The sequence below is a fragment of the Halalkalibacter alkaliphilus genome (genome assembly GCF_023555415.1).
GTDB lineage: Bacteria > Bacillota > Bacilli > Bacillales > Bacillaceae_D > Halalkalibacter > Halalkalibacter alkaliphilus.
Map to the genome: position 1 here is coordinate 62,157 of NZ_JAKRYL010000011.1, position 23,232 is coordinate 85,388.

Below are 23,232 nucleotides of genomic sequence, written 5' to 3' on the forward strand. Positions count from 1 at the left end.
GTGTAGTTAAACACCCTTCTCCCAGCCATAATATATCTAATTATTGGATGCTGCCACCCATTTGTTGTTCAGCCATTTGAACTAGACGCTTTGTAATTTCTCCACCAACAGAACCGTTAGCACGAGAAGTAGCATCTGCTCCAAGTTGAACACCAAATTCAGAAGCGATTTCATACTTCATTTGATCTAGAGCTTGTTGTACACCAGGTACAAGAAGCTGGTTTGAATTACCGCTGTTGTTGTTTGCCATGTTTCTCACCTCCTTCTGTACTCATAGAATGAGTAGGAGAGGGTAAAAACATACACAAGGTTAGCTGGTAATTGTTGTAATTAATCAAACATAGTTTCATCAAAAAGGAAGTTCGCCTTTTTGCCGCAATAGTGCGATCCTCTTTGCGCTGGCTTCTCTCGCCGTGCGCCTTTTGAGAAGACCACTCAAAAGGCTTAAAACATTACGGCGGCTCCGCTCAGCGCTTAGTTTCATCAAAAAGGAAGTTCGCCTTTGCAGGAATAGTGCGAACCTCTTTGCTCTGGCTTCTCTCGCCGTGCGCCTTTTGAGAAGACCACTCAAAAGGCTTAAAACATTACGGCGGCTCCGCTCAGCGCTTAGTTTAACCAAAAAGGAAGATCGCCTTTTTGGTTAAACTAAAACAAGTTATCTACTTCTTTATTTACTGGTGCTGAGCTTGTTATTATGAGTTTTTCTGTTCGTTCTACTGCATCATTGACGTATTTTTCTACTTCGATGTATTGTTCGTATTTATTAGCTTGTTCTCTTTTTGGCCTTGTTTTTGAATCTGGTGGTAAGAAGATTGTGCAGCAATCCTCAAATGGTAAAATCGATGTTTCATACGTTTCGATTTTTTTAGCAATATCAATGACCTCAAGCTTGTCCATTGTAACTAACGGGCGGATGATTGGCAAGTTCGTTACTTCATTAATTGTATTCATGCTGTGCAACGTTTGACTAGCAACTTGTCCTAAACTTTCTCCAGTACCAAGAGCAAGGATTTTTCGTTCTTGGGCAATTTTCTCACTAATGCGAAGCATGACTCTTCTCATAATTGTCATTTGTAAATTACTCGGGATGTGTTGATGAATATGCTTTTGCACATCTGTAAAAGGTACAAGATGCAACACGACAGAGCTTCCATATTTCGTTAATGCCTTCGCCAGATCAATAACTTTTTGCTTTGCTCGCTCATTAGTATATGGGGGACTGTGAAAATGCACAGCCTCAATTTTTGCCCCACGTTTCAACGTTAAGTAGCCGGCAACTGGACTATCAATTCCACCCGATAATAACAACAATACTTTTCCACTCGTTCCTACAGGTAGGCCCCCTGCTCCTGCATAAGAACCTGATGTTACGTAGGTTGCTGTTTCACGCACTTCTACTCGAATATCTACATCTGGATTATGAACATCCACTGTAATTCCATCCGTATTCGCTAAGACATATCCGCCAATTTCCCGATTTAACTGCATTGTATCAAGTGGAAAAGGTTTATAAGCTCTTCTTGCAGTAATTTTAAAGGTTTGAACACCTTCATGATCCTTCAATACTTGAAGAGCACCCTTTTGCATCGATTCAATGTCATTTTCGACTTTCAATGCCAAACTAAATGAATGGATACCAAAAATGTGTTTTAATTTATCAACGACAAGTTCGTGGTTTTCACCATTTAATTTGATAACAATTCGACCATATGTGCGTTTAATTTCTAAGTTAGAAAATGATTTTAAACTCATTTTAATATTTTGCTGCAATGATTTTTCAAAAATGGAGCGATTTTTTCCTTTTAATGCTAATTCTCCAAACCTAATTAATATATGATCATATGTCATGAATTTACAACCTCCAATAATTCCGGAATAATAACTTTTAATTCAGCTATAAATTGATCCAACTCAGCAGCTGTTGTTTCAAAAGAGAAACTAACACGTATGCCTGAGTTTGCTCTTTCCTCACTTAGACCCATCGCTAGCAGTACTCGGCTCGGTTCTGAAGCCTTTGATGAACAAGCAGATTTCGTAGATACATAGATGTCTTTTGCTGTTAATGATTGAACAATTACTTCTGGCTTTGCACCTGGAATTGAGAAATTAACGATATGAGGAGCTGCGTTATGTTCTGGACTATTAATAACAACTCCTTCTAATTCCTTTAACTGTGTAATCAAATTATGACGTAACTGTTCGAGTTCTTTGCGTTTATTATCTTGTTCAAACGATAATCGTAATGCTTTTGCCATTGCGACAATCCCTGCTACATTTTCCGTACCCGCCCTAAGACGGCTTTCTTGCGCACCGCCATGAAAGAGTGCATCGATTCTCAATCCTTCTCTAACAAATAAAAAGCCATTCCCCTTTAACCCATGAAATTTATGAGCAGAAAATGTACATAAGTCTATTCCAGATTTACGCAATTCTAAAGGGACTTTCGTGACCCCTTGAACATGATCAACATGAAAAAGAATTTGAGGGTAACTTTTTAGAAGCTGACCGATTTCTTTGATAGGTAAGATCGTTCCTGTCTCATTGTTAACATGAATCATTGAAACAATGATTGTATCAGAACGAATTTCCTTTTTAACTTGCTCTACGCTTACGCTACCTTCTTGATCAACAGGTAAATAAGTTACGTCAAACCCTTCCTTTTCAAGCTGAACGAATGCCTCATCAGCTGAAGGGTGCTCGACTCGAGTAGTAATTATGTGTTTGCCTCGGTTTTGTTTTGCTCGAGCCGCCCCTTTAATTGCTATATTATTTCCTTCTGTTCCACCAGAAGTGAAGATGATTTCATTAGCTCCTACACCAAGTAGTCGGGCAATACGGTTTCTAGATTCACCAATTAACCCTTCTGCCTGCATACCGAGAGAGTGAAGAGAAGATGGATTTCCAAAATAGGTTGATGCAACTTTCGCATACGTTTCAATCACTTCCTGAAACGGTTTGGTCGTTGCACTATTATCTAAGTAAATCATCATATACTCCCCCTATACCTCATTTTTATTTACGCATCCATATATGTTAGCATAAAATCTTTAAATAACAAGGTACATTATCAATATTGCCAGTTATTCACATGATAGTACGAAAAAGCACCGTTTTTTAAAACGAGAGAGTGGCTGAATAAAAAAAGCTAGCTCCGACACCTCTTGTCGGAGCTAGCTTTTTTACTATACAGGCATATACCCTTTGACAACATCCAATACATTTGGCTCATATTTCTCTATGACAGAAACAGCACAGTTTAAAGCTTCCTCATATTCATATTGTCTAAACAACAATTCAGCCTCCAACAAGCCTGCAGCAACATCTTCTGATCGACTTCGATAGCGATTGCCGTATTGAATAACTTTTTCTGCTAAATCAGCGACCTCTACTATCTCAATGACCATCTCTTGATTCTTTTTAACAATCGTTTCTGCTTCTTCAACTAACACAGTCACCCTGCCTAACTCCAACGGTACTTGAGCTAATTGATCAGCTGCCCGAACTAGCGTTTCATCAGCATTTTCTAATTGATCTAGTGTATGTTGTGGCATTCCTGGAATATTGCTCTTTTTTAGAACACGATACGTCTCCATCATGATGTCTTGAAGAGACTGTAGGGTCTCCTTCGCCGTTCGTTCATCTTCTCTTAAAGCAAACAGCGTTGCTTTCTCTTGTTCAATTTCTTCGGTAAGCTTGTTCATTTCATTTTGCCACACAACTACCATTTCTCGAATCGATGTATAAGTCTGCTTTTGATGTTCTGCTAAATCCGTTAAAACATATAACTGGTTCGTCAAATCATGAACATTTTCTTTAATTTGTTTTTGAGTACTCAATTGTTGTTTTGAAACAAAATAGCTTTTTTGTACATCCATTGTCTCGTAAGATAACGCCTCAACTTTTCGTTCGCTATCATCTATTTGAGACTTCAATTGCACTAGTTGGTCAAAAACATATTGTTTCGATTCAACCTCGAACTCAAGCGTATCATAAAGCTGTTCAATTTTATTCGAGAGCTCAAAAAGCTTCTCCTCAGCTCCATCACATTTTAAAACAACTAAATCCTCTTTAACTTTATCCAGTTCTAGTTCCATTTGCTCTAATCTTGAATGTAGTGAAAATGGCTCTAGTTGATAGCCAGCTGACTCCATTTCTTCCATTCCATCTCTTATCTCTTTCATTTCAGCGGGGATTCTTGTTTCAACCTGCACAAGAAGCTTAGGGTACTGCTCTACTAATGTTTCTAAATGAGTAACTATTTCATTAGCCGAAACAAGGTGTTCTCTAGCTTTCAAGTAACTCCCATCAGCCGTTGCCTGATCAAACATTTCAAGTTGTTCGTTAATTTGATCCATTTTCTCATCAAAGGAAGCAAGACCAAGGCCCAAAGATCCACGTTTCTTCGTAATCGTTGAAAATAGCTCCTTATAAGCTGTACGCACTTCATCAATTTCGCTTCTATTTTGCTCTTCACTTTGAACAAGGCTTTTGACATCATCTAATAAAGTCTTAATTTGTTCTTCGATGCTAACGAGACGCTTTTCAGTTAGCTCTAATAGCTGTTTCGCTTTATTAAAACGGTTTTTTCCAGCAAGATCCTCTATATCAAATAACTTCTCTTCGATATCTGGCAAGATCCCCCCAACAATTTCGTCCCATTCATTGCGCCATGTTTCAAATTTTTCTTCTGTCTGACCGGACATATGTAAATGTTTCACCTTGCCAATTTCATCAGGAATATCTCGATTTAATATACCATTTTTCCATTCCTCTAATCGGTCTACTTCCTTATATACACGCTTTCGTATAACGGAACTAACAATTATAAAAATAGCAACAATGGCTATGCTAATGTATATTAAGTAATAAATCATAGGAGGACTCCCTTCTTTTGCTCATTAGTCTGTACATTTCAATATAGCTTCTTGTTGTTTCTGCAAATAAAACAAAAATCCTCTATTTTTGACAAATTTGTCTAAGATTTTTACGATTTTGATAGTTTCTATGATACCATGAAATAGCTAGTTTGTATCCATTTTATAAGTTCAAATCTGTAAAATAAAAACAAAACGAGAGAAATTTATTTTTCATTCTCAATTAGTAAGGAGAGAAATGAATGATACATGATGGTCACATTCACAGTCCTTATTGTCCTCATGGTACGAAAGATTCGTTTGAGAAGTATTGTGAGTTGGCAATTCAAAAAAATATAAAAGGAATTACGTTCACAGAGCATGCTCCTCTCCCTCCTTCTTTTCAAGACCCTACTCCCTTGAAAGATAGTGGAATGAATCCAGATGATTTGCAAGACTATTTCAAGGAAATTCAAGCACTAAAACGGCATTATAATAAACATCTTACTATTTATGCCGGATTAGAAATTGATTATATTGAAGGTTATGAAAAAGAAACATTAGACTTTCTAAATGAAATTGGTCCGCTGTTAGATGACAGTATTTTATCTGTCCATTTTTTGAAAATTAATGAGAATTACCTTTGTATTGATTACAGCCCTGATGTTTTTTCAGATGCCATTAAACAATTAGGATCAACGGAATCCGTGCATAAGCTCTATTATCAAACGGTTACGAAGTCAATTGAAATGGACTTAGGTCCTTTTAAACCTAAGCGGATAGGTCATATAACACTAGCTAGGAAATTCATTCAGAAATTCCCAGTAGCTAGTGACTTCTCTGAAGAAACTAATTTAATTCTGCATCAGATCAAGAAAAAAGGGTATGCGCTCGATTATAATGGCGCGGGTTGTACCAAGCCATTATGTAAAGAGCCCTACCCTAATGAATTAATTATTAAAAAGGCCATCGATCTTGCCATCCCACTTGTGTATGGTTCAGACGCACATCAAGCGAATGGATTAATGTCAGGAATGGATCAACTTTATCCAAAAGCAAGTTTTACGAGACCCTTATCCTTATTATGAAATAGACCTTGGCAGTAAATACGTAGTCGTAGTTGTATACTCTTGCTGACTCTTGCAAAGCCAAAGATCAATCCAATGTCTAATATGCTTCATATATCTTTCAATAAAGTACGGTTCGGTTGTTGTAATCTGGTAGAGCTCGCTTAAGTAATGGGGAGATTGGAAAGGCATAATAATCATCGTCCGTAGATGAATGACAGCAAAGTCAAGTGGTTGCTTCCGAAATTCTCCCTTTCTCATACCAGAGCGAATAAGCTCTTCTAAGTCATGTTTTTCTTTTCTTAAATATGTCGTCATAAGTTCTCGCACTAAAACTGAGTCCATAGTCATTTCGCGATGAACCATCCGAGCGACAAAATGATTTTCAGATTGATATTGAAGAAGCGCTTTTATTAGTGAAAGTAACTGTTCTTTTGTAGAATTAAGTGATTTCTCTTGTTCGTTTTTTATTATTTGCAAATGTCCTTCAAGAAACTGAGTCATCAACTCTTCATAGAGGCCTTTTTTTCCACCAAAATGATAGGAGACAAGAGCGACATTGACGTTAGCCTTACTAGCGATATCTCGAACCGAGGTACCATCAAAACCTTGAGTATGAAAAAGTCGAACAGCAGCATCAATAATTCTATCTTTTTTTGTTTCCTTCATAATTGGTAGCCCTCCTTGTATATCCTTCCTCTTAAAATTTTCGTGCTAGTAAGCCATTTTCCTCTATGAATCGCTCGACAAAAATCATTGACTTTTCAACAAAATTCTTGCTTTGCCCTATCATTTTCGACTCCTCGTTCCTCTCTTGATTTCTTTTGAGTATCCTTTTTATATAATTTCATGTAAAATGTCACAATAGTTTTTTTCAAAAGAAAGGTTGGATGGACATGTTCGCAAAAGAAGCATATAAAGGTACGTTGGAAGAACAATATACGACACTTTCAAAGCAGCTAGATGCTTTATTAAGCGGTGAGGAAGATCTTATCGCCAATCTTGCAAATGCAAGTGCACTATTAGCTCAATTTCTAGACGATGTGAATTGGGTAGGATTTTATCTATTGAAGAAAGAAGGCTTAGTGTTAGGGCCATTTCAAGGTTTACCTGCATGTGTACGAATCCCAGTAGGAAAAGGTGTGTGCGGAACGGCAGTAGAAAGAAATGAAACGATGCTAGTTGAGGATGTTCATCAATTCCCTGGCCATATCGCATGTGATGCAGCGTCTCGTTCAGAAATTGTCATCCCAATACGTCAAAACAATTCACTTGTTGCCATCTTAGACATTGACAGCCCTCTTCTAGCAAGGTTTACAGAAGAAGAGCAACGTTATTTAGAGGAATTTGTAACAGTTCTTGAAAAACATATCGTTTTATAAAATTGAAAGAAATGTTGTCTCATTAACCCCTATACAAAGATACAAAACGTTCATTCATGTAGAATGCTCGCGGATCTAAAGCGAGGTTTTTGAGACAACTTTATTTATTTCACCACAACTCGGTTCTTCCCTGTTTCTTTTGCATCATACAAACCTTGATCAGCTAATTTTAAAAGTTTTTGTAATGTAATATCATGGTCATTTGAACTCCAGTGTGATAAACCAATTGATGCAGTCACACGTGGACTTGTCTCAAGTTCAACTGCTCGGAGAATTCTTCTGGCAATTTTCAAACCGATTTCCACATCGACTTTTGGAAAATATATAGCCAGCTCTTCTCCTCCCCACCTAGCTGCAATATCCCCATCACGTATATTTCTCTTTAGCACATTGGCAACCTGAATGATTATATCATCCCCCACTTGATGACCAAAAGTATCGTTCACCTTCTTGAAATTATCAATATCTAATAATAGTAACGTCCCTTTCCTATCATTCATCAAAGACTGTTGTATACACTCGTCAAGATAGCTACGTGAATGAAGTCGTGTTAAATGATCGGTAATAACTAGTTTTTCCAATTCTTCATGTAGCATCGAATTTGTAAATGCCAACGTAGAGTGGTGAACAAGAGATTGAAGAAGTTTAAAGTTATCAAAACTAAAATGATTTTTATTTCGATGGATAGCTATGACGATTCCTTTTAACTGTTTATTTTGGATCATCGGGACTGCAAGGACAGATTGAAAACCTTCAAGAACGTTTATGTTTTGAAGATCGGTATCCCCAATAAATACAGCATCTTTTTCTCGTTTCACCGTCTTGATAAAAGGGGCTAACTCTTCTATTATCGTTTCTTCAAGAAAGAGCTGTGAGCTACCTTCCAGAACAATGGATTCTCCTTTTGATTGAAAAATAATAAAGCCGACATGCTCTGCCCCAAAAGATTCTGTTATTTGACGTGTCATAAAATTGATCGTATCAGCTAAACGTAAATTAAGGTTCAATTGATGTGACGTTTTATTAATTAATTGTAGATCATGAATAAGCTTATGACTTTGTTGAAATAATTCTGCATTTTCTAGTGCGATTCCACCTGTATCTGCCAAAACTTTTATAAAGTCAACTTCTTCTTTAGGAATATGACTGTTATCAACTGTTTCAATTTCCATTACACCATAGACACCTTGCTTTCCCCTTAGTGGTGCAAATATAAAGATATTATCCTTCCCCAACGCATGAGCAAGCTGAACCCGCCCTGATAAATAAGCCTGTTCAACTAAAGGGTCACTCTTTCTGGTTCCGTACAAAAACGGCTTAATTGGCAATTCTTCATTTACTTGCCATTCTTGCGATATGAGCAAATGTACTTTAAATTTTGGATAAGCCTTCTTAATTGCATCAACAATCCCATCAAGAACTTTAGCAATATCTATCGTAGAATGAAACTTTTTAGCAACTTGCATTAAAATATCTTTACGTTTCTCTACTTCCTTTTCCTTTTCTTGACCATATCCTTTTTGGAACAATGGAATTAATCTGTTTATCCATTCATAATTGCTTTTTTCCTTATAAGCTTCCTCCTCAACTTGATAGGAGAAGCTAAAAACTGCGACAACTTTCTCTTCAAAAACAATAGGGAAAATAAGGTACGTTCTTTGATCCTTTTCTTCTATGAACAGACTCCCTTTCATAATAAGAGGAATCCTGTGTGAACTTAGTAAATTATTTTCAAACTCACCTGACAAAGTAATTTCGGAAATGGGCAAATCCTTTGAAGAGCCCATTGCAATAAGCCTGTTATGTTTCATGTTATATATTGTCAAATGGTGATTAGTATCTCGTTGTGCCCAACAGTGAACCAATGCTTTCGCTAACTTAGTAAACATAACTTCATAGTCTGCTGTCATAAGTAATTCCTCTGTCGTTACAGATTGCTTAGGTTGTGCAAGCTCAGAATAAGAAGAGGCAATTCCATTTGAAATAGCTTCAATGTACTTACTTATTGTATCGATCTCCTCTTTTTGGCACTGTACGATCACACCAAAATAAAGACTTTGGCATGTATCGCGAAAAATAGGAGAAATAAATTGCCTGGCTTCCCCATATTGAATCGGTGTTGTTCTCGGAAGGAAGGTTTGTTGAAAGTATGATTTGGCCTCTGCTAAAATTTTAGGTATATATCCTACCTCATGTAACGAAAGAATGTTCACTTCTGATGCAATAAAAAATATAGCAGGTTTTCTAAAGCTCTCGTTCTCTATAATTCTTGAGACTATTTTATCTAATATGTTTTCATATTTTTTATTGTCATGTTTCAAACTATCCATTTCTTTTACACACCACACAATCACGTATAAATTAGGTAATATGATCTATTCAACTATTTATTATGAATACAATTCTTTTTATCCCCTTCTCTAATTAGGGATTTTTCACTATATATCTTGTTTGATATCCAAAATATAACAGGAATATACATCTAATTATACTATGTCGGTCGTGTCCTGTGATCATAAAAAAATGTTTATTTTATAAAAAGTTACTTTCATGCACAATGTCTGGTTGACATTTAAATATGATCTTCATATAATAGAATTTGTGTGAAATAAGACAGCCACGGTAAACATACAATGTTCCTTCATTTTGTTCCTCGATGCGGCTGCATATTGACGAGGTGCATCGTGTAACTTCTAGCTGTCGAAGCGAAGATGCATGAAAGCAAAATGAACATTGTTAGAGATTGCCAGCCGGTTGTTATTTTGCAACATCAAAATAACAAGGAGGAGTCAAATTATGGCTCGTTATACAGGTCCATCTTGGAAATTATCTCGTCGTTTAGGAATTTCACTAAGCGGTACGGGTAAAGAATTAGCAAAGCGTCCGTATGCTCCAGGGCAACACGGTCCAAACCAACGCAAAAAGCTTTCTGAATATGGTTTACAACTTCAAGAAAAGCAAAAGCTTCGTCACATGTACGGAGTAAATGAGCGTCAATTCCGTCGCATCTTTGATGATGCTGGAAAAATGACTGGAATTCACGGTGAGAACTTCATGATTCTTCTTGAGTCTCGTCTTGATAACCTAGTTTACCGTATGGGTCTTGCGCGTACTCGTCGTGCTGCTCGTCAATTAGTTAACCATGGTCACATCTTAGTTGATGGAAGCCGCGTAGATATCCCATCTTACCGCGTAAAGCCTGGTCAAACAATCGGTGTTCGTGAAAAGTCACGCAACCTTGATGTAATTAAGGAAGCTCTTGAAGGAAACGACTTCGTTCCAGCTTACGTAACTTTTGATGCTGATAGCTTACAAGGAACTTACAGCCGTCTTCCAGAACGTTCTGAACTTCCTGCTGAAATCACAGAAGCTCTTATCGTCGAGTTCTATTCACGTTAAGATTTATCGAAAAAAAGTCAGTCTTATTGGACTGGCTTTTTCTTTTTTCTTGCAAGAACAATAGATAGGCCTAGTCGTTTTTGAAAAGCGGTTGGACATACGAAATAGAGACGGAAAATCGTTGCGATTTTCCGTCTCTTATTCTATATACCATCAGTGAGTTGCAGATTATTAGTTCTGCTCCATTATTAAGGAAGCATGAGATATTTTAAGTGATGTTATTGTTCTACGTACGGTTTTATGAAAGGACTTTCTCATTCTTATCTAAGTGGTTTCGGCGTTCATCTCACCGATAAGGGACTTTTCCTCTCTCTTTTTCAGTGGTTTCCGCCTTTATCTCACCGATGAAGCATTTTTCCTCTCTCTTTTCAGTGGTTCGGGTCTTCATAGGCTTTATCAACCCAGTTGTTTTTATTTAATCAGTTTCATAAATTTGCGTTTTCCAACCTGAAGAATTAATCCATCTTCTATTTCTACTTGTAGTTGAACGTCTTCTACTTTTTCTTCATTTATCTTCACGCCACCATTTTGAATCATTCTTCTCGCTTCACCTTTTGAGCTCATCATCTTAAGTTCTACAAGTAGATCAACGATCCAAACTGATGATTCGCCTTCCCATTTTGTTTCAGGAAGGTCTGTTGGAAGAGAGCGTTTTTGGAAGACTGTTTGGAAGTAAGTTCTAGCCTCTTCTGCTGCTTCTTTTCCGTGGTACATTTCAACGAAGAGCGCTCCTAGATTCATTTTCGCATCTCTCGGATGTACACTGCCATCTGCTAAACCTGCTTCTAATTTTTCAATCTCCTGCATCGGTAAGTCAGTTGCTAGCTTATAATATTTAATCATTAACTCATCAGGAATAGACATGGACTTACCAAAAATTTCATTTGGCGCTTCGTCGATGCCAATATAGTTATTTAATGACTTAGACATCTTTCGTTCTCCATCAAGTCCCTCAATTAATGGCAATGTCAAAGCGACTTGCTTTTCTTTTCCATAAGCTTCTTGCAATGTTCTACCCATTAAAAGGTTAAATTTTTGATCCGTTCCCCCAACTTCAATATCCGTATCTAATGCAACCGAATCATAACCTTGCATTAATGGATAGAAAAATTCATGGACAGAAATAGGTTGTCCTGATTTATAACGTTTTTCAAAATCATCTCGCTCTAACATTCTAGCAACGGTCATATTCGCAGCAAGCTTTACCACATCTTCAAACTGCAATGGTTTTAACCATTCAGAGTTGTAGTAAATCGTGACTTTATCCATATCTAAAATTTTCCCATACTGTTCAACATATGTCTCTGCATTTTTCTTTACTTCTTCGTCTGTTAACTGTTTACGGGTCTCTGACTTACCTGTTGGATCACCAATTCTTCCTGTAAAATCCCCGATTAACATTTGAATCTCATGTCCCAATTCTTGAAACTGACGTAATTTATGAAGTGGAACCGTATGACCAATATGAACATCTGGTGCAGATGGATCCATTCCTAATTTAATTTTTAAAGGCTTCCCGGTCGCTACGGATTTTTCGATCTTCTTTCTAAAGTCAGCTTCTGGTACAATTTCAACTACTCCACGTTGTAGATAAGCGAGTTGTCTCTCTACTTCTGCTTGTTGTTGTTCTGTTAATGTAAATTCTTTTTCCATTTTCATACCCCATTCTATTTTTTGTATAAAAAAAAGACCTCTCCCCTAAATAAGGGACGAGGTCTTCGCGTTACCACCCTTGTTGAAGAGAAAAATGCAATTTTTCTTACATGCACATTTTTCTCACATGCATATTTTTCCCTTCCACTTCATTTATTTAACGGTATAACCGTTCTTTGCTTATGACAAAGAAAGCTCCTGACTGTAATTCATCCTAACCTTATGTGCTAATTCACAGCGACCATTAGCTCTCTTGTACAGGGAAGATAAGGACTACTTCGATCATTCTTCGCTTTTAACATATTTATTTTTATGTATTGTCGTACAACCAATAGCAATGCTTCTTTTTTACCATAACAAAACTGCATTGTCAATCCTATTTCTACCATATCGTCATTCGACACCATATGATATAATATTTACTGATATATGGGAGGTTTGCTATGAATTATAACGAATCATCATTTATAGAGAAACTAAAAAGGTTTCCAAGAAAATTACATGAATTGAAGGTATTTCGTAAGATCGGCATTACATACCAAGTGTTTTGGAACTTATTCCTTGTATTCTTACTTGTCGGATGTATGACGCTCTTTTTCGTTGGTGGTACTGCAGCTGGATATTTCGCAGCATTAGTAAAAGATGAACCATTACGAACAGCGGATGAAATGCGAACACAAATTTATGACTATGAAGAAACGAGCGTTGCATATTTTGCTGATGATCGGTATTTAGGTGAATTACCTTCAGACCTTGAGCGTTACCAAGTTGCATTAGAGGACATATCTCCACACCTTAAAAATGCCATTATTGCAACTGAGGATGAGTATTTCTACGAACACGAAGGAATTGTACCTAAGGCTATTATGCGTGCAACATTCCAAGAATTTGCTAACTCGTCCTTACAAACTGGTGGAAGTACGCTCACACAACAACTTATCAAAAATCAAATTTTAACAAGTGAAGTATCTTTCGATCGTAAAGCTACTGAAATTTTACTCGCCATGCGTTTGGAGCACTTTTTGGATAAAGACGAAATTCTTGAAGCTTACCTAAATATTGTTCCATTTGGCCGTAATTCTTCCGGCCGTCAAATTGCTGGAGTTCAAGCTGCAGCGACTGGAATATTCGGTGTAGATGCCAGTGAACTGTCAATCCCGCAAGCTGCCTATATTGCAGGATTGCCTCAAAGTCCATTTGGTTATACTCCTTTTTTACCTGGTGGTGAGGTAAAAGAAAACCTTGATCCAAGTATGAATCGAATGAGAACGGTTCTTTCGAGAATGCATGAGTCAGGTTTTATTACAGAAGATGAGTTAGCAGATGCACTTGCTTATGATATTACCGGAGACTTTACCGAAAGAACTCCTGCTCCTATTGAAAAGTATCCGTATTTAACGAACGAAGTGCTAAGCCGTGCAGCTGATGTATTAGCTGAGCAAATGTTAAATAATAGTGATCAAGACCTTGGTGAGCTTACTACAGAAGAACTTCTGGAAGTCGAAGCGACTTATAAACAGCAGGCTAGAAGTGAATTAAGAAATAATGGTTACCATATTCATACAACCATTGATGAAGATATTTATAATGCGATGCAGGATGCAGTCAAAACAGATCATTTATTTGGCCCTGAAAAAAATGGTCAACAAGAAGAAGTCGGTGCTGTATTAATTGAAAACCGAACAGGAGCCATTAAAGGATTTGTAGGTGGACGCGAGGAAGTTTATGGAAGAGAGTTTAACCGAGCTACAGGAGCGTACAGACAAAATGGGTCAACAATGAAGCCATTACTTGCATATGCTCCAGCACTGGACATTGGAGCTATTCAACCGGGAATAGTCGTACCCGATACACCGACTACCTATCCAGGCGGTGAACCATTATCAAACTTTGATAACAGTCATCAAGGACTTCTTTCAGTTCGACAGTCTCTCGCTAGATCTCGTAACATTCCAGCAGTTCGTTCGTTCTTAATGGTTCCACATGAGCAGTCACGTGAAACACTACAAAAATTAGGATTTAAACTTAACAGTGGAGAACCTTACCCTTCTGCTCCACTCGGTTCAACAGATTACAATGTTACGGTTGAACAAAATACGAATGCATATGCTACTTTTGCAAATGGTGGAAAATACGTCGAATCGTATATGATAGAACGCATTGAAACAGCTGCTGGTGATATAATTTATGAACATGAGCCGACAGAAGTCGAAGTGTTCAGCCCTCAAGCTTCATATTTAACGTTAGATATGCTACGTGATGTATTAAAAGCTGGCGGAACAGCAAGCACGTTGCCAGGAAGACTAAACTTTTCTACAGACTGGGCTGGGAAAACAGGAACAACAAGTAACACGCGTGATTCTTGGTTTGTTGGAACCAATCCTAACGTAACATTAGGTGTATGGATTGGGTATGATAGGCAAGAACAAATTTCTACGACGGTTAATGGATTACGTTCCGGACCGAGAACTCAGCAAATTTGGGCGAATATCGCGAATGCCGCCCACAGTAAAAATTCAGAGCTAATGGCTCCAAGTGAACGCTTTGCACGTCCTGACGGGATTGTCTCTCGTTCAATTTGCAGCTTGACTGGGCTTTTACCTTCATCGATTTGTCAGCAAGCAGGTCTTGTAACAACCGATTTATTTGATGCGAGATATGTACCAAATCAAACAGATGATAGTTTAGACAGTGCACGCTATGTAACCATTAACGGAAAGAACTTTTTAGCTCTATCAAACACACCTTCTGAATTTACACAAGAAGGCGTGGTGGTATCAGATGCTATTGATGGGGTTAGTGATATTTCTAACTATCTACCAGATAATATGAAGAACTTAATTCCAGATAAAAAAGCACCAGACAATGGAAATACTCCAGGTGCTGTTAGTGGAGTTACGTTAAATAGCGACACTCTTTCATGGTCTAAACACTCTGATAACGATATTGTCGGTTATCGAATTTATAGAGCCGAAAATGAGAGTACAGATTACCGTTTCTATAATCATGTTAGAGGGAATGAATCAACCTCATTCAATGTGAATGGGAAAAACTATTCTTATTATGTTACTGCCGTCGATGCTGCTGGCCGTGAATCTTCTGCTTCCTCTATAGTTGAGGGGAAGAATTATTCTCCAGAACCTAAGCCAGAAGTAAAAGAGGAAGAGGAAGAGGAAGAGGAAGAAAAGGAAGATAAAAAAGATAAAAAAGACAAAAAAGAGAAAGAAGATGAGGATGAGGATTAATCTAGTAATGGCTGGGTAACTTTTCACCTGAATCATTGAATTAGCGTTTTGAACTGTACTCCAATTGTTAGAATTGGAGTACAGTTTTTTCGTATATGTTCAAATTGAAAAATGAAACTTATTTAATTTTTGTATCGTTCTATACTCTGTTAAAGAAGGAGTGATAATATGAGCAAGTTAAAATTACTAGCTGCCATTTCATTCATGATAGGCGGAATATTCACTGGTTATCTAGTAGTAGTAGCGAAGACAAAAGAACCAACTGAAAATAAGGAGTTTACTTATTCTTGTGATGAGTTTGTTGGAGATGAGTCTGATCTGCAGCAAGTAAAGCTAGATATTTTTGATCAAAATTTAGTTAGCGAAGACAATGAACTTAAGCTACATATTAGTAGTGATACGGTTATCATTAATAGCCATGGAGAAACGCTAGAGGAAGCTGACATATCAGGTAATACATTATTTGTTTTTTATACTATTACAACACGAAGCATACCAGCTCAAACAACACCACATATGATCATAATTATTGACGAATAAATAATAATATCAGTCGAAAAAGCCTACACCAAATGAGAAAGGCACTGAAAAAGGCTGATTTGTACCTTTTCAGTGCCCTCCCAAATGAGTGTAGGCTTTGCTAGATTAATCTTCCATTGTTGATAAGTCGCCCGTCGGTAAGTCTAATTCCCATGCTTTTAATACACGTCTCATAATCTTACCACTACGCGTCTTAGGCAGTTTTGCTCTAAACTCTATTTCACGTGGAGCCGCATGTGCTGCAAGACCTTTTTTTACAAAGTTTCGAATATCTTCTTTTAGCTCATCCGTTACTTCATAACCGTCTCTTAAAGCAACAAACGCTTTAATAATCTCCCCTCTTACAGGATCTGGCTTCCCAATTACACCAGCTTCTGCAACAGCAGGGTGTTCAACTAACTTACTCTCTACTTCAAATGGACCGACTCTCTCGCCGGAAGTCATAATTACATCATCAATTCTACCTTGGAACCAGAAGTAACCATCTTCATCCATATATGCAGAGTCTCCTGAAACATACCAACCTTCAATTTCAAAATAACTATTGTATTTCTCTTCGTTCTTCCATACAGCACGCATCATCGACGGCCAACCCTTTTCAATTGCAAGATTGCCCATGCGATTAGGCGGTAGCTCATTTCCTTTATCGTCAATGATTGCTGCTTTCACACCTGGAATTGGTTTACCCATTGAGCCAGGGCGTACTTCCATGGATGGATAGTTACAAATAACTTGTGCCCCTGTTTCTGTCATCCACCACGTATCATGAATGCGAAGATCGAACACTTTCTTGCCCCAACGAACAACTTCTGGATTAAGAGGTTCACCGACACTTAACATATGGCGTAGGTTTGAAAGATCATATTTCTTTACGACCTCATCTCCAGCACTCATTAGCATCCTAAACGCTGTTGGCGCACTATACCAAACAGAAACTTTATACCTTTCTAACGTTTCATACCAATCCTGAGGACTAAATCTTCCTCCACGAATTACATTTGTCACCCCAACTAGCCATGGGCCAAAGATTCCATAAGATGTTCCCGTTACCCAACCCGGGTCAGCTGTACACCAATATACATCGTCATCCTTTAAATCTAATACCCATTTTGCTGTTTGATAATGCTGAAGCATGGCATTATGCACATGTAAGACACCTTTTGGCTTTCCTGTTGACCCAGATGTGTAATGTAAAATTAACCCATCTTCTCTATCAACCCACTCAATATCTAATTCTTCACTTGCAGCATTTAAACGAGTTAGTAAATTTAAATAGCATCCATTCTCTTCATGTGATTCATCAACAATAAATACCGTTTCAAGATTTGGTAAATCGTCTACTGGAACTCTCTCTAGTAGAGCTGGCGTTGTAATTAATACCTTCGCTTCACTATCTTCTAAACGATCGCGTACTGCTCCTTCCATAAACGCTTCAAACAAAGGCCCAACAATCGCCCCCACTTTTATTGCACCTAGCACAGAAAAGTAAAGTTCAGGTGAACGAGGCATAAAGATAAACACACGATCGCCTTTTTCAACCCCAGCACCTTTTAAAACATTTCCTGCTTTATTTGAATATTTCTTCATATCAGCAAATGTATATTGCTCTTCACGATTCGCATCACTATAATAGAGTGCTACTTTGCTAGCTTTGCCTTCCTCTACATGGCGATCAATCGCTTCGAATGCTAGATTTACATTCCCTGTTTTACTCCAAGTAAATTGCGATTCTGTTGTCTTCCAATCGAAAGACTGTGCAGTCTGTTCATAGTTCTCTAAATTGTGATTTCCTTTTACAGATGGAAGCGCTTGCATAGTCATAATACATCTTCCTCTCTTTTATGTATTTTCAATTTATAGTATAATACATCCAGAATATTATATCAATTTCAAATTTTAACATTAGCCATTTTTTAGGAAAAAAGTATGATTAAGCGTTTTCGTGACAAAACAATGACGATTAAACACTAACCTGCCAACATCATGTATAATATACCAGAATAGGCTCTGTAAAGGTGGTTACATAATCATGATTCATCAAAAGACATATTACTCAATGGAAGTCCCATTTCAAGACCGTACTCTCGTATTAGAAGGTCCTCTTTCTTCTGAGAGCATACAATCTTATGACTTTCATTCAGGTCTTGTTGCTTTTCGCCCCCCCAATCAACAAAAAGAAGCATTGTTAGGTATTGCTGATTTACCAGAAGGACGAATTAATGTCGTACGAGATGGCGATGTAATTGTTGGCTACGTCACTTTTGTGTACCCTGATCCTATGGAACGTTGGTCTGAAGGGAATATGGATAATTTAATAGAACTTGGCGCTATTGAAATTGCACCGGAATATCGCGGTGCTCAAATTGGAAAGAACCTTCTACGGCTATCCGTACAAGATGATGCAATGGAAGATTATATTATTATTACGACTGAATATTACTGGCATTGGGATTTAAAAGGAAGCGGTTTGGACGTTTGGGAATATAGAAAAGTGATGGAGAAAATGATGAATGCGGGCGGCTTAGAATGGCTTGCAACGGATGATCCTGAGATCTGTTCCCACCCAGCTAATTGTTTAATGGCTCGAATTGGAAAACGAGTGGAAACAAACTCTATACAGCAATTTGATCAACTTCGCTTTCAAAATCGATTTATGTACTAAGGTGGTGTATATCAATGATTATCGAACATATTATGAAACGTAATGTTGTTACTCTTACTGAAACATCAACGATTAAAGAAGCAATGCAACTTCTTGAACAACACCAATTTCGACACATTCCTATTGTGAATGAAAGAAAGAAACTTGTAGGGATTGTCTCTGACAGTGATATTCGAGATGCAAGCCCTTCTATTTTTCATTTCACTGATCACCTTGAAGATTTTTTAAAGCCTATATCATCAATTATGAAACAAAATGTAATCACAGCCCATCCTCTAGATTTTGTTGAAGAAGTTTCTACCTTATTTTACGAACATCATATTGGATGCTTACCCATTTTAGATGATGATGAGTTAGTAGGCATCGTCACAGAAACAGATATGCTTCATACTTTAGTAGAGTTAATGGGAGCCCATCAACCTAGTTCTCATATTGAGGTGAAAGTTGAGAATATAACAGGAAAGCTTTCAGATATTGCTGCTATATTTAAAGAGTTAAATATGAATATAACAAGTGTTTTGGTTTATCCTTATCAAGATCCCGCTTACAAAATACTTGTATTTCGAGTTCAAACGATCGATCCGAGAAAAGTAGTTAAAGTGATTGAGGATAAAGGGTATGATGTAATTTGGCCAAGTGAACCGAGGATCGTATGATGAAAAAGGATGCGGTATTTATTTTTTCTAATGAACAACTTGCATACCGTTTTAATGAAAAACATCCCTTTAATCACTTACGTCTTCAGCTCACATTTGATTTACTAGCAAGTTTACATGCATTAGACTCAAGCCTCATTCTTCCTCCACGATTGGCTACAGATGATGAAATTGCTCTTATCCATGATGAAGAATTTATTCATGCGGTTAAATCTGCTAGTAAAGGAATGTTGGATGAAGCTATTGCTTCAAATTATGGACTTGGAACCGAAGATACTCCTATTTTCCCCCATATGCATGAAGCTGCGTCCTTACTAGTTGGTGGTACATTGCAAGCAGTCGATGAAGTTATGTCCGGCAATGCGAATCATGCGCTACACCTTGGCGGAGGATTGCATCATGGTTTTAAAGGGAAAGCATCAGGCTTTTGTATTTATAATGATAGCTCTATCGCAATTGAATATATGAAAAGAAAATATGGTGCACGCGTATTATATGTTGATACAGATGCCCACCATGGAGATGGAGTACAATGGTCGTTCTATGACGATCCTGATGTTTGTACACTCAGCATTCATGAAACTGGTCGATACCTCTTTCCGGGGACAGGCCAGGTACATGAAAAAGGTTCAGGGAAAGGCTATGGTTTCTCAATCAATGTTCCGGTTGATGCTTTCACGGAGGACGAGTCTTTTTTAGAAGTTTATGATACTGCTTTTCGTGAAGTTGTCGAGTTTTTTAAACCGGATGTAATCCTAACTCAAAATGGTGCAGATGCTCATCACTATGATCCGTTAACACATCTCTGTTCAACGATCGAAACCTATAAATATATACCTAAGTTAGCTCATGAGTTAGCTCATGAATATTGTGATGGTAGGTGGATTGCAGTAGGTGGCGGTGGTTATGATATCTGGAGAGTCGTACCACGAGCTTGGGCTTTAATATGGCTTACTATGACTAATCAATTAAATCAGCTTGATCAAGAAATTCCACCATCGTGGATTCAAAAATGGTCTGGTCAATCAGAAGATCCATTACCTACGTTGTGGGAGGATGGCAACATCGTACCTAGTATCCCTCGTAGACCAGAAATCACAGATAAAAATAATAAAACTTTAGAAAAAGCCTTGTTTTACATAAGGAATGAGTTAAAACGATGATCTTTTGTAGCTTCAAAAAAAAGACGGCCGAAAAAGGTACAAATAGACCTTTTTCAGCCATCTTGTTATTCTTTTAACATCTTCACAATATTTGACACTAGAAGATGCGATTGTTCACTCGCTAACTTTGTGAATTCCTGGAAATTCATAGAAGCCTCTCCATTTGCTTTGTCTGACATCGAACGAATAATGACAAAAGGAACGTCATTCATAACTGCTACTTGAGCTACTGAGGCTCCTTCCATTTCAACACAGGCTGCAGTAAATTCCTCACGTAAGTTTTTTACATATTCATTGTCTGCGATAAATTGATCTCCACTAACAATTCTTCCTTGAACAACATGGCGTTTCGTCAATGTCTCTGCTGCACGAACTGCAATGCTACCAAGTTCTTCATCAGCCTGGAAATCAGATGAGCCATCAAAATACGGAATTTGACCTTTTTTAAAACCTAATGCAGTTACATCAAGGTCATGCTGCATTGCACTTGTAGAAATAACTAAATCACCTACATCTAACGATTCGTCGACAGCACCTGCAACACCTGTAAAAAGAAGGTGCGAAATAGCAAACTTATCAATAAGAATTTGAGTTGTAAGAGCCGCATTTACCTTACCTACTCCACTTTTACATAGAATGATGGCCTGCTCATGCATCGTACCTTCATAAAAAGTCACAGTAGCAAAAGTATGGGTAGTCATGACGTTCATTTCTGATTTCATTCTTTCAATTTCTTCATTCATTGCACCAATGATTCCAATTTTCATTTTTACCCTCCTATGAGAACATAAAAAAGTGACTATTGTAGAGGTACTGAAAAAGTCAAATTTTGACCTAATACGCATCTCTACTGTAATCGTACCTAGCAATCACAATATACCGTAAAGAAGTGTCAAGTTCAAAACTTCTATCAATGATTGTGAAAATAGTGATTACAGAGTTTAGCCACCTTAATATGAGTTAGCGTCTTCATGAGTAGGGTCTGAGATGACAATGACTACTCGACGATTTAATTGTAAGTTTTCAACAGTCGTATTGGGAACGACTGGTCTTGTATCGCCGTATCCTGTTGCAATAAAACGCTTAGCCTCAAGGTTATGTGTATCTATTAAAAAACGAATTACACTACTTGCTCTGGCACCAGATAGTTCCCAATTAGAAGGATAACGATAAGTCGAAATGGGCCTACTATCTGTATGTCCTTCCACCTTTACACTATTTGGAATTGCTTTTAGTAATGTTCCAACTTTACTTAAGAATGGCTCTGCATCAGGAAGTAATTCTGCTTCAGCTGTTTCAAATAACGTACGTTCTTGTAACACGAGAACAACTCCTCGGTCATCTCGCGTAGCTGATATCAATTCTGTCAGTTCATTCTGTTCGAGGAATTCATTAACTTCTTTTAAAAGCTCATCCATAGCTACATGTGTTTCATTTAATGAGGTTGTCTCTCTACCAAATTCCCCTTCAGCTAAGGGATCTCTTCTCTCTTCTCCCTGCTCTTGACTAGGATTTTCAAATTCAATAGCTGATGGCATATACTCAAATATTTGTCTTTGATTAAATGAATCAGCAATTGCTCTAAACTTCTGAGCGTCAACAACTGACATGGAAAACAGCAGGATAAAAAAGACTAAAATGAGGGTCATAAGATCTGAAAATGTCACCATCCACTTTGGTGCGCCTTTTTCTTCTTGGCGCTGGCGCTTACGAGGCAACATTCTCTTCACCTAGAACGTCTTCTTCGTATTTTGCTTTTTTATTTACTACTGAAAAAGCACTTAATTTTTCTTGCAGAACTTTCGGGTTTTGTCCAGATTGAACCCCAATAACACCCTCAATAATGATTTGTTTAATAAACACTTCTTCATCCGTTTTATTACCTAGTTTCGTAGCCATTGGTAAAAAGACTAGATTAGCTAGAACCGTTCCATAAAGAGTTGTTAGTAAAGCTACAGCCATATTCGGCCCAAGTGTAGCAGGATCATTTAAATTTTGTAGCATTAGAACAAGTCCAACTAACGTTCCTATCATCCCCCAAGCTGGTGCATATTCTCCTGCTTTTTCGATAATAGCTCGTCCTTTGCGATGACGTTCTTCCATTGCAACTACTTCTGCCATCATAATATCCTTAATGACATCTGGTTCAATTCCATCTACAGCTAGCAAAACACCTTTCTTAATAAAAGGATCTTTCACTTCATCTAAACCGGCTTCTAAAGCTAGTAATCCTTCACGTCTCGCCTTCGTTGAGAGATTAACAAAGGTATCAATTAAATTCTCTAAATCGTGACTTTCGGTACGAAACGCTTCCCCTAATACTTTGGGAACTAATTTTAATTCTGCCAAAGAAAACGTAATTATAATTGCCGATACAAGTCCCCCAATTACGATAAGAACTGAAGCGATCTGAATAAAGAAAATAAATCCAGATGGTCCAGAGTTTGAGAAGACAGCCAATAGAATAACAATCACACCTAGTAAGATTCCTATTGGCGTCATAATATCAAATTTTTTCATAATCCTCTCCCAGTGGGCGCTTCATTCCGTTCTGAGTACTCCTTCTACGTTCCAATTATTCCAACGTAGTTCGTTTGCCAGAGTCAAATTTA

General features: G+C 37.6%; 19 protein-coding genes and 1 other annotated feature. Of the genes, 8 read left to right on the forward strand and 11 right to left on the reverse strand.

What is annotated here, in order from left to right; translation table 11 throughout:
• Positions 1 to 40: 40 nt before the first annotated feature.
• The 4 genes from MF646_RS11840 to ezrA all read right to left on the reverse strand — a co-directional run bounded on the left by MF646_RS11840 (position 41) and on the right by ezrA (position 4,874).
• Complete coding sequence (locus MF646_RS11840; RefSeq protein WP_034634231.1) at positions 41 to 250, reverse strand: alpha/beta-type small acid-soluble spore protein; 210 nt, start codon at positions 248 to 250, stop codon at positions 41 to 43.
• 395 nt (positions 251 to 645) lie between these two features.
• Positions 646 to 1,848, reverse strand: a complete 1,203-nt coding sequence (gene thiI / locus MF646_RS11845; RefSeq protein WP_250096710.1) for a tRNA uracil 4-sulfurtransferase ThiI — start codon at positions 1,846 to 1,848, stop codon at positions 646 to 648.
• The gene (locus MF646_RS11850) at positions 1,845 to 2,987 is read right to left on the reverse strand and encodes a cysteine desulfurase family protein (RefSeq protein WP_250096711.1); all 1,143 of its coding nucleotides are present in this window, start codon (positions 2,985 to 2,987) and stop codon (positions 1,845 to 1,847) included. Before MF646_RS11850 ends, thiI begins: the two co-directional genes overlap by 4 nt.
• A gap of 195 nt (positions 2,988 to 3,182) precedes the next feature.
• The gene (gene ezrA / locus MF646_RS11855) at positions 3,183 to 4,874 is read right to left on the reverse strand and encodes a septation ring formation regulator EzrA (RefSeq protein ID WP_250096712.1); all 1,692 of its coding nucleotides are present in this window, start codon (positions 4,872 to 4,874) and stop codon (positions 3,183 to 3,185) included.
• A 242-nt stretch (positions 4,875 to 5,116) separates the two neighbouring features.
• Between ezrA and hisJ the strand changes: the two genes are divergently transcribed.
• Positions 5,117 to 5,941, forward strand: coding sequence for a histidinol-phosphatase HisJ (gene hisJ, locus MF646_RS11860; protein WP_250096713.1), 825 nt, complete (start codon positions 5,117 to 5,119; stop codon positions 5,939 to 5,941).
• Here the strand turns inward: hisJ and refZ are convergent.
• Entirely contained in the window at positions 5,936 to 6,589 is a 654-nt protein-coding gene (refZ, locus tag MF646_RS11865; protein WP_250096714.1) for a forespore capture DNA-binding protein RefZ, read from the reverse strand. The two genes, hisJ and refZ, sit on opposite strands and share 6 nt — an antisense overlap.
• A 227-nt stretch (positions 6,590 to 6,816) precedes the next feature.
• Here refZ and MF646_RS11870 point away from each other — a divergent pair, with 227 nt between their 5' ends.
• Positions 6,817 to 7,302 carry a GAF domain-containing protein gene (locus MF646_RS11870; protein WP_250096715.1) on the forward strand — a complete coding sequence of 162 codons (486 nt, stop codon included), beginning with the start codon at positions 6,817 to 6,819 and terminating at the stop codon, positions 7,300 to 7,302.
• A 104-nt stretch (positions 7,303 to 7,406) separates the two neighbouring features.
• On the opposite strand, the gene MF646_RS11875 is transcribed toward MF646_RS11870, so the two are convergent.
• Entirely contained in the window at positions 7,407 to 9,632 is a 2,226-nt protein-coding gene (locus tag MF646_RS11875) for a sensor domain-containing diguanylate cyclase (RefSeq protein ID WP_250096716.1), read from the reverse strand.
• A gap of 466 nt (positions 9,633 to 10,098) precedes the next feature.
• Here MF646_RS11875 and rpsD point away from each other — a divergent pair, with 466 nt between their 5' ends.
• The gene (gene rpsD / locus MF646_RS11880; RefSeq protein WP_034629813.1) at positions 10,099 to 10,701 is read left to right on the forward strand and encodes a 30S ribosomal protein S4; all 603 of its coding nucleotides are present in this window, start codon (positions 10,099 to 10,101) and stop codon (positions 10,699 to 10,701) included.
• 411 nt (positions 10,702 to 11,112) lie between these two features.
• On the opposite strand, the gene tyrS is transcribed toward rpsD, so the two are convergent.
• On the reverse strand, positions 11,113 to 12,354 hold the full coding sequence (tyrS, locus tag MF646_RS11885; RefSeq protein ID WP_250096717.1) for a tyrosine--tRNA ligase: 1,242 nt from the start codon (positions 12,352 to 12,354) through the stop codon (positions 11,113 to 11,115).
• A 49-nt stretch (positions 12,355 to 12,403) separates the two neighbouring features.
• Positions 12,404 to 12,653 (reverse strand) — a binding site (T-box leader).
• Between the two features lie 144 nt (positions 12,654 to 12,797).
• Here tyrS and MF646_RS11890 point away from each other — a divergent pair.
• On the forward strand, positions 12,798 to 15,599 hold the full coding sequence (locus MF646_RS11890; protein ID WP_250096718.1) for a transglycosylase domain-containing protein: 2,802 nt from the start codon (positions 12,798 to 12,800) through the stop codon (positions 15,597 to 15,599).
• A gap of 168 nt (positions 15,600 to 15,767) precedes the next feature.
• Positions 15,768 to 16,139: a hypothetical protein gene (locus MF646_RS11895; RefSeq protein WP_250096719.1), complete on the forward strand. Its 372-nt coding sequence runs from the start codon at positions 15,768 to 15,770 to the stop codon at positions 16,137 to 16,139.
• A gap of 105 nt (positions 16,140 to 16,244) precedes the next feature.
• Here the strand turns inward: MF646_RS11895 and acsA are convergent, their stop codons facing one another.
• Complete coding sequence (gene acsA, locus MF646_RS11900; RefSeq protein ID WP_250096720.1) at positions 16,245 to 17,960, reverse strand: acetate--CoA ligase; 1,716 nt, start codon at positions 17,958 to 17,960, stop codon at positions 16,245 to 16,247.
• A 208-nt stretch (positions 17,961 to 18,168) separates the two neighbouring features.
• Here acsA and MF646_RS11905 point away from each other — a divergent pair, with 208 nt between their 5' ends.
• The 3 genes from MF646_RS11905 to MF646_RS11915 are packed head-to-tail and all read left to right on the forward strand — an operon-like array spanning position 18,169 to position 20,620.
• A complete protein-coding gene (locus MF646_RS11905; RefSeq protein ID WP_250096721.1) occupies positions 18,169 to 18,801 on the forward strand; it encodes a GNAT family N-acetyltransferase in 633 nt (210 codons plus the stop codon).
• Positions 18,802 to 18,815: 14 nt separating this feature from the next.
• The gene (locus tag MF646_RS11910; protein WP_250096722.1) at positions 18,816 to 19,457 is read left to right on the forward strand and encodes an acetoin utilization AcuB family protein; all 642 of its coding nucleotides are present in this window, start codon (positions 18,816 to 18,818) and stop codon (positions 19,455 to 19,457) included.
• On the forward strand, positions 19,457 to 20,620 hold the full coding sequence (locus MF646_RS11915) for an acetoin utilization protein AcuC (protein ID WP_250096798.1): 1,164 nt from the start codon (positions 19,457 to 19,459) through the stop codon (positions 20,618 to 20,620). The genes MF646_RS11910 and MF646_RS11915 overlap by 1 nt, the downstream gene beginning before the upstream one ends.
• A gap of 65 nt (positions 20,621 to 20,685) precedes the next feature.
• On the opposite strand, the gene MF646_RS11920 is transcribed toward MF646_RS11915, so the two are convergent.
• The 3 genes from MF646_RS11920 to motP all read right to left on the reverse strand — a co-directional run bounded on the left by MF646_RS11920 (position 20,686) and on the right by motP (position 23,140).
• On the reverse strand, positions 20,686 to 21,387 hold the full coding sequence (locus MF646_RS11920) for a 5'-methylthioadenosine/adenosylhomocysteine nucleosidase (RefSeq protein ID WP_250096723.1): 702 nt from the start codon (positions 21,385 to 21,387) through the stop codon (positions 20,686 to 20,688).
• 183 nt (positions 21,388 to 21,570) lie between these two features.
• Complete coding sequence (motS, locus tag MF646_RS11925) at positions 21,571 to 22,341, reverse strand: flagellar motor protein MotS (protein WP_250096799.1); 771 nt, start codon at positions 22,339 to 22,341, stop codon at positions 21,571 to 21,573.
• Positions 22,328 to 23,140 carry a flagellar motor protein MotP gene (motP, locus tag MF646_RS11930; RefSeq protein WP_250096724.1) on the reverse strand — a complete coding sequence of 271 codons (813 nt, stop codon included), beginning with the start codon at positions 23,138 to 23,140 and terminating at the stop codon, positions 22,328 to 22,330. Before motP ends, motS begins: the two co-directional genes overlap by 14 nt.
• Positions 23,141 to 23,232: the final 92 nt, after the last annotated feature.

Coding starts and splice junctions, on each gene's coding strand:
- MF646_RS11920 (WP_250096723.1), bottom strand. CDS start 21,387: ATGAAAATTGGAATCATTGGTGCAATGAATGAAGAAATTGAAAGAATG.
- ezrA (WP_250096712.1), bottom strand. CDS start 4,874: ATGATTTATTACTTAATATACATTAGCATAGCCATTGTTGCTATTTTT.
- MF646_RS11840 (WP_034634231.1), bottom strand. CDS start 250: ATGGCAAACAACAACAGCGGTAATTCAAACCAGCTTCTTGTACCTGGT.
- MF646_RS11870 (WP_250096715.1), top strand. CDS start 6,817: ATGTTCGCAAAAGAAGCATATAAAGGTACGTTGGAAGAACAATATACG.
- rpsD (WP_034629813.1), top strand. CDS start 10,099: ATGGCTCGTTATACAGGTCCATCTTGGAAATTATCTCGTCGTTTAGGA.
- MF646_RS11875 (WP_250096716.1), bottom strand. CDS start 9,632: ATGGATAGTTTGAAACATGACAATAAAAAATATGAAAACATATTAGAT.
- MF646_RS11915 (WP_250096798.1), top strand. CDS start 19,457: ATGAAAAAGGATGCGGTATTTATTTTTTCTAATGAACAACTTGCATAC.
- MF646_RS11910 (WP_250096722.1), top strand. CDS start 18,816: ATGATTATCGAACATATTATGAAACGTAATGTTGTTACTCTTACTGAA.
- refZ (WP_250096714.1), bottom strand. CDS start 6,589: ATGAAGGAAACAAAAAAAGATAGAATTATTGATGCTGCTGTTCGACTT.
- motS (WP_250096799.1), bottom strand. CDS start 22,341: ATGTTGCCTCGTAAGCGCCAGCGCCAAGAAGAAAAAGGCGCACCAAAG.
- hisJ (WP_250096713.1), top strand. CDS start 5,117: ATGATACATGATGGTCACATTCACAGTCCTTATTGTCCTCATGGTACG.
- MF646_RS11905 (WP_250096721.1), top strand. CDS start 18,169: ATGATTCATCAAAAGACATATTACTCAATGGAAGTCCCATTTCAAGAC.
- MF646_RS11890 (WP_250096718.1), top strand. CDS start 12,798: ATGAATTATAACGAATCATCATTTATAGAGAAACTAAAAAGGTTTCCA.
- MF646_RS11850 (WP_250096711.1), bottom strand. CDS start 2,987: ATGATTTACTTAGATAATAGTGCAACGACCAAACCGTTTCAGGAAGTG.
- acsA (WP_250096720.1), bottom strand. CDS start 17,960: ATGACTATGCAAGCGCTTCCATCTGTAAAAGGAAATCACAATTTAGAG.
- motP (WP_250096724.1), bottom strand. CDS start 23,140: ATGAAAAAATTTGATATTATGACGCCAATAGGAATCTTACTAGGTGTG.
- tyrS (WP_250096717.1), bottom strand. CDS start 12,354: ATGGAAAAAGAATTTACATTAACAGAACAACAACAAGCAGAAGTAGAG.
- thiI (WP_250096710.1), bottom strand. CDS start 1,848: ATGACATATGATCATATATTAATTAGGTTTGGAGAATTAGCATTAAAA.
- MF646_RS11895 (WP_250096719.1), top strand. CDS start 15,768: ATGAGCAAGTTAAAATTACTAGCTGCCATTTCATTCATGATAGGCGGA.